Source organism: Lysobacter enzymogenes (assembly GCF_017168095.1).
Classification (GTDB): domain Bacteria; phylum Pseudomonadota; class Gammaproteobacteria; order Xanthomonadales; family Xanthomonadaceae; genus Lysobacter; species Lysobacter enzymogenes_D.
In genome coordinates this window covers 1-328 of record NZ_LXSD01000090.1, presented here as the reverse complement: position 1 = coordinate 328, position 328 = coordinate 1, and the positions used below count along the sequence as shown (strand labels likewise).

Below are 328 nucleotides of genomic sequence, written 5' to 3'. Positions count from 1 at the left end.
GCTGGGTCAGCGTATACACGTTGCCGGCCGTGCAGGTCAGGTTCTGGCTCTCGCCCGGCGCCAAGGTCACCGCCGTGCAGGCCAAGTTCGGCAACAGTGGATCGGTCACATTGACGTTGGTCAGGGTCACATTGCCGGTGTTTTGGACGGCGAAGGTGTAGCTGATCGTGTCGCCGACATCGCCCGCGCCGTTGGCCGGCGTATCGGTGTCGACGATCGCACCGGCGGTCTTGGTCAGCGTCAGCTGCGGAGCGGCATTGATCGTCACCGTCTCGTCGTCGGTGTCGGTCACACTGCTGCCGTTTGGCGCGGTGCCCGTGCCGGTTGC

General features: G+C 65.2%; 1 protein-coding gene. It reads right to left on the bottom strand.

Features of this window, described 5'->3' with window-relative positions; translation table 11 throughout:
• Positions 1–292: DUF7507 domain-containing protein (locus A7A76_RS02575; protein ID WP_206409725.1), on the bottom strand; the 292-nt coding region annotated here is incomplete at its 3' end.
• Positions 293–328: the final 36 nt, after the last annotated feature.